The organism is Pantoea sp. C8B4 (assembly GCF_051336905.1).
Classification (GTDB): domain Bacteria; phylum Pseudomonadota; class Gammaproteobacteria; order Enterobacterales; family Enterobacteriaceae; genus Pantoea; species Pantoea rwandensis_B.
In genome coordinates, this window is record NZ_JBGMNK010000032.1 from 1 (window position 1) to 4,866 (window position 4,866).

4 protein-coding genes and 4 tRNA genes are annotated in these 4,866 nt (G+C 47.3%); 1 reads left to right on the forward strand and 7 read right to left on the reverse strand.

Annotated elements, in window-relative coordinates; genetic code table 11:
* From ACCW76_RS20800 to ACCW76_RS20820, 5 genes are all read right to left on the reverse strand, one after another.
* Positions 1–419 (reverse strand): GTP-binding protein (locus ACCW76_RS20800; protein WP_436340019.1); only part of this gene is annotated, 419 nt, incomplete at its 3' end.
* Between the two features lie 107 nt (positions 420–526).
* A tRNA-Thr gene (locus ACCW76_RS20805) sits at positions 527–602 on the reverse strand.
* Positions 603–607: 5 nt separating this feature from the next.
* Positions 608–682: transfer RNA gene (locus ACCW76_RS20810), tRNA-Gly, on the reverse strand.
* A 190-nt stretch (positions 683–872) separates the two neighbouring features.
* Positions 873–957, reverse strand: a tRNA-Tyr gene (locus tag ACCW76_RS20815).
* 7 nt (positions 958–964) lie between these two features.
* Positions 965–1,040, reverse strand: a tRNA-Thr gene (locus tag ACCW76_RS20820).
* 644 nt (positions 1,041–1,684) lie between these two features.
* Here ACCW76_RS20820 and coaA point away from each other — a divergent pair.
* Positions 1,685–2,635: a type I pantothenate kinase gene (gene coaA / locus ACCW76_RS20825; RefSeq protein ID WP_034828892.1), complete on the forward strand. Its 951-nt coding sequence runs from the start codon at positions 1,685–1,687 to the stop codon at positions 2,633–2,635.
* A gap of 59 nt (positions 2,636–2,694) precedes the next feature.
* Here coaA and birA read toward each other — a convergent pair whose 3' ends face one another.
* A complete protein-coding gene (gene birA, locus ACCW76_RS20830) occupies positions 2,695–3,657 on the reverse strand; it encodes a bifunctional biotin--[acetyl-CoA-carboxylase] ligase/biotin operon repressor BirA (RefSeq protein ID WP_436340020.1) in 963 nt (320 codons plus the stop codon).
* Positions 3,654–4,691 carry a UDP-N-acetylmuramate dehydrogenase gene (murB, locus tag ACCW76_RS20835; protein ID WP_436340022.1) on the reverse strand — a complete coding sequence of 346 codons (1,038 nt, stop codon included), beginning with the start codon at positions 4,689–4,691 and terminating at the stop codon, positions 3,654–3,656. The genes birA and murB overlap by 4 nt, the downstream gene beginning before the upstream one ends.
* Positions 4,692–4,866 lie beyond the last annotated feature (175 nt).

Here is a 4,866-nt window from a genome sequence, read left to right on the forward strand (position 1 = left end):
ATGTCGCACTTGTTCAGGAACACGATGATGTAAGGAACGCCAACCTGACGACCCAGCAGGATGTGCTCACGGGTCTGCGGCATTGGGCCATCAGTCGCAGCAACAACCAGGATCGCGCCGTCCATCTGCGCAGCACCGGTGATCATGTTTTTCACATAGTCGGCGTGGCCTGGGCAGTCAACGTGCGCATAGTGGCGAGTCGGGGTTTCATATTCAACGTGTGAAGTGTTGATGGTGATACCACGAGCTTTCTCTTCTGGTGCCTTATCGATCTCATCGAATTTGCTTGCTTTACCGCCGTAGGTTTTAGCCAGAACGGTGGTGATCGCTGCAGTCAGAGTGGTTTTACCATGGTCAACGTGACCGATGGTGCCGACGTTTACGTGCAGTTTGTTACGCTGAAATTGCTCTTTAGCCATCGCTAGTCCCTCTAAGACACGGATATATCGAAGATATCATCATATCAACCAGGCAGTGCCTGACTGTTTGGTTTACAGAGAGAGAATCAGGAGAGAGATAAAGGAAGTGGTGCTGATACCCAGAGTCGAACTGGGGACCTCACCCTTACCAAGGGTGCGCTCTACCAACTGAGCCATATCAGCACATCTGGAGCGGGCAGCGGGAATCGAACCCGCATCATCAGCTTGGAAGGCTGAGGTAATAGCCATTATACGATGCCCGCATCCTGGAACTCGGCTACCTGTTCTTTCTGTAGCTTATGAATAATAAAAGAAGACCTTCTATTATTCGAGCCTGCCAGAGTTTCTGGCTGACTTTGATTGCGAAAATCCGCAATCTGAATTCGAAGGTGAGAGAGATGAACTCACCCGCCAGATAATGATTTTATCTGACGCTCAACCAAGTGGTTGAGATGGTGGTGGGAGAAGGATTCGAACCTTCGAAGTCTGTGACGGCAGATTTACAGTCTGCTCCCTTTGGCCGCTCGGGAATCCCACCTACTTGATGGTGCCGGCTACCGGAATCGAACTGGTGACCTACTGATTACAAGTCAGTTGCTCTACCAACTGAGCTAAGCCGGCATCAAGTGGAGCGCATTCTAGGAAGACCGCGCCCAGGATGCAACAAAAAAATTATCAAAATTGTTCTATCGCCTACTATTTGTGCAAAACATCGCAAACCGCTCATCATTTGCAGTATTTTCGTCCAAATGCCGTGTGTTTTTACGCCACTGCGCTAAGTGATTTACAGATGCTTATCGTGGTTTGGTCGTCGCACTCCAGAAGCACAACGCCATTTTTCATTTAAAAGTGCGCAACTTTTTTTATTGGATCGGGTTTGATTGAACATTTTTTCAACTAACACATTGCAAGATGGGATTGTTCGTTAACGGATGCAACTGTCGGCGTGTAAAGAGGGAAGCATTATCGATTGTCTGAAGACGGCTCAACGTTGTTAGTGAGGGATAATCTGAAAAGATTTTACGCGGCGCTAAAGCTAAATCGATGGTAACAAGCGACTAAGCAATAATAAAAATGCGGGCACGCTTACGAAAGCGTGCTCAGGTTTATCAATTTGCTTCTTTTTAAAGTGACACTGGTGTTACCCTCCAGCCCATTGTTCTCGTTACTTACCCCCTATGACGTGCAACTGAGCTCGACGCATCATTGTATGCCAGACGCTACAAGGTGTTGATGAGCCGGGATTTGCGGTCAGATGCATACTTATGAGTAAAAAAACGACACCACTCACTACACCCTATTTGCAGTTTGACCGTCAGCAATGGGCCGCCCTGCGCGACTCAGTGCCAATGACGCTCGCTGAAGGCGAAATTGAACGACTACGCGGTATCAATGAAGATCTCTCCTTAGAAGAGGTTGCTGAAATCTATTTGCCGCTCTCACGTCTGCTTAACTTCTATATCAGTTCTAATCTGCGCCGTCAGGCCGTGCTGGAGCAGTTCCTTGGCACTAACGGGCAAAAGATTCCCTATATCATCAGTATTGCCGGCAGTGTTGCTGTAGGTAAAAGTACCACCGCGCGTGTGTTGCAGGCACTGCTCAGTCGCTGGCCAGAACATCGTAAAGTCGAGTTGATTACAACTGACGGCTTTTTACACCCCAATGCAGTGTTGAAAGAACGGGGGCTAATGAAGAAGAAAGGCTTCCCGCAATCTTACGATATGCATCGTCTGGTGAATTTTGTATCCGATTTGAAATCAGGCGCGAGTCAGGTCACTGCGCCAGTTTATTCACACCTTATTTATGATGTGATCCCTGATGGCGATAAGGTGGTACAACAGCCTGATATTTTAATTTTGGAAGGCTTAAATGTGCTTCAAAGCGGGATGGATTATCCCCACGATCCGCATCATGTATTTGTTTCTGATTTTGTCGACTTCTCAATTTATGTCGATGCACCTGAAGCATTATTAGAACGCTGGTATGTTAATCGTTTTTTAAAATTCCGCGAAGGTGCCTTCAGCGATCCAGACTCTTATTTCCACCATTATTCTCAGTTACCCAAAGATGAGGCGGAAAATATTGCTCGTGGTTTATGGAAAGAGATTAACTGGCTGAATCTCAATGAAAACATTCTTCCAACTCGAGAGCGCGCCAGTCTAATCATGACCAAATCTGCAGATCATGCCGTGCAAAGTGTTCGCTTGAGAAAATAACTTTTGATATTTAGACGCCCTTCTTTCCAAGGGCGTTTAATTTTTCAGGTCAATTCAAATTAATTACCAGGACGCAGCGAAATCTCACCACCAACCCAGGATTTTACTTCGCCTTCTTGCTCCAGTAATAAACCACCCTGCTTATCAATACCACGTGCAATACCATGAACTTCTCTATCGCCAATCAGCAACTTAACCGGGCGATTGATAAAGTTGTCCAGAGCATCCCAGCGCTCTACAAACGGTGCCAATCCATCTCGCTCGAAAATCGGCAGTGCTTCACGCAGACTATTAATGATTTTTGCAGCCAGCTCATTACGATTAATTTCAACACCGGCTTCCTGCAAATTAATCCATCCCTGATTAATTTCAGAGGCTCCTTCTGAGCGCATCACCAGATTGACGCCTGCACCCATGACAATTTGCGCCGCATCGCCTGTTTTGCCGGTTAATTCAACCAGAATCCCGGCCAATTTACGATCGTTCAGGTAAAGATCATTGGGCCATTTGACACGAACATCAGGTACACCCAATGACTGAATCACCTCAGCCATTACGATACCAATCACCAGGCTGAGTCCCATTGCTGCAGCGGGACCTTGCTCAAGTCGCCAGTACATCGACAGATAGAGATTAGAGCCAAAAGGAGAGAACCACTTTCTGCCACGGCGGCCACGACCGGCTTGCTGATACTCTGCAATACAGGCATGACCCGAAGGCAACTGATCCATGCGATCCAGTAAATACTGATTGGTAGAATCAATCACAGGGATGACATCTAAATCCTGCTGATGCAGATGCGAGAGAATATCGGCTTCATTCAGTAGCTGAATAGGTGCAGGCAGGCTGTAACCTTTACCTGTGACGGTGTAGACATCCAGACCCCAGCTCTTCAGAGTTTGGATATGCTTATTGATGGCTGCACGGCTCATACCCAATGCTTCACCCAGCTGCTCACCTGAATGGAATTCTCCATCAGCCAGCAGCGCAACTAATTTCAGCGGAACACTATTATCTTTCATGAAATGACCTCAACGGCGTTACGTTCACCTTGAGCACCAATGAAGCGTACCTCTGGCTCGAGCCAAACATTGAATTTCTCACCCACGTGGTTTCGTACCTCGTGCGCTAAAGCAACGATATCCTTTGGCGTCGCATGGTTTTCATTGATCAATACCAGCGCTTGTTGACGGTGTACCGCAGCGCCACCTACTTGATATCCCTTTAGATGACATTGATCGATCAACCAACCTGCCGCTAATTTGACGTCACCATTTACCTGCGGATAATGTGGCATCCCCGGCCATGCTTCTAATAACTCATTAGCCAACTCGAGTGTGATAAGCGGGTTTTTGAAAAAACTGCCTACATTTCCCGTTACGCGCGGGTCGGGTAATTTGCTCTGGCGCATTTGGCAGACGGCATTGAACACATCCCATGCGCATACAGTGGCCGGGTTCAGTTTCGCTAAATCGCCGTAATTCAGTACCGGCTTCCATTGCTTTGCCAAACGGAGTCCGACAGCAACAATAACGTGATTATCCTTCATCTCGTGCTTAAAGATACTGTCACGATAACCAAACTGACACGCTTCTCGATCCAGGCGACTGATTTTTTGTGTGGGTAGATGCAACACATCGACGTAGTGGCAAATATCCTTAAATTCAACACCATAAGCGCCAATATTCTGGATAGGCGCTGAACCAGCCTTGCCGGGAATTAATGCCAGATTTTCCAGGCCGGTAATACCTTTCTTTAAAGTATGCTCAACCAGCTCGTGCCAGTTCTCACCTGCACCGATATGCAAATGCCATGATTCAGCCTCTTCCTCAAGTGAAATACCTTTGATGGCGTTAATAATCACGCCACCATCAAAGTCTTCCAGGAATAGCACATTGCTGCCCTCACCTAATACGATGAAAGGTTGATTCGCCTGTTGAGTTGCTTGCCATGCGCTCATGATAGCTTCGGGTGTGTCTGCGATATACAGCGCTTGTGCACTGACTTCGAGACCCAGTGTGTTGAAAACTTTTAGAGAAGTGTGGGGGCTGGACATTTCACGGCCTTTACTGATTTATCTGGCCGTAGTTTACCCGATCAGTTAGTCACGGGTGGGATGTTTTCGTGGCTTTTAGCCCTGATTTCGCCAATCTTCAGACGTAAAAAAACCCTGAACTTTCGTTCAGGGTTTCTTCACTTGTTTGATGCCTGGCAGTTCCCTACTCTCGCAT

Excerpts from the sequence above, each read along its gene's own strand:
- coaA (WP_034828892.1), top strand. The coding sequence starts at position 1,685 with ATGAGTAAAAAAACGACACCACTCACTACACCCTATTTGCAGTTTGAC.
- birA (WP_436340020.1), bottom strand. The coding sequence starts at position 3,657 with ATGAAAGATAATAGTGTTCCGCTGAAATTAGTTGCGCTGCTGGCTGAT.
- murB (WP_436340022.1), bottom strand. The coding sequence starts at position 4,691 with ATGTCCAGCCCCCACACTTCTCTAAAAGTTTTCAACACACTGGGTCTC.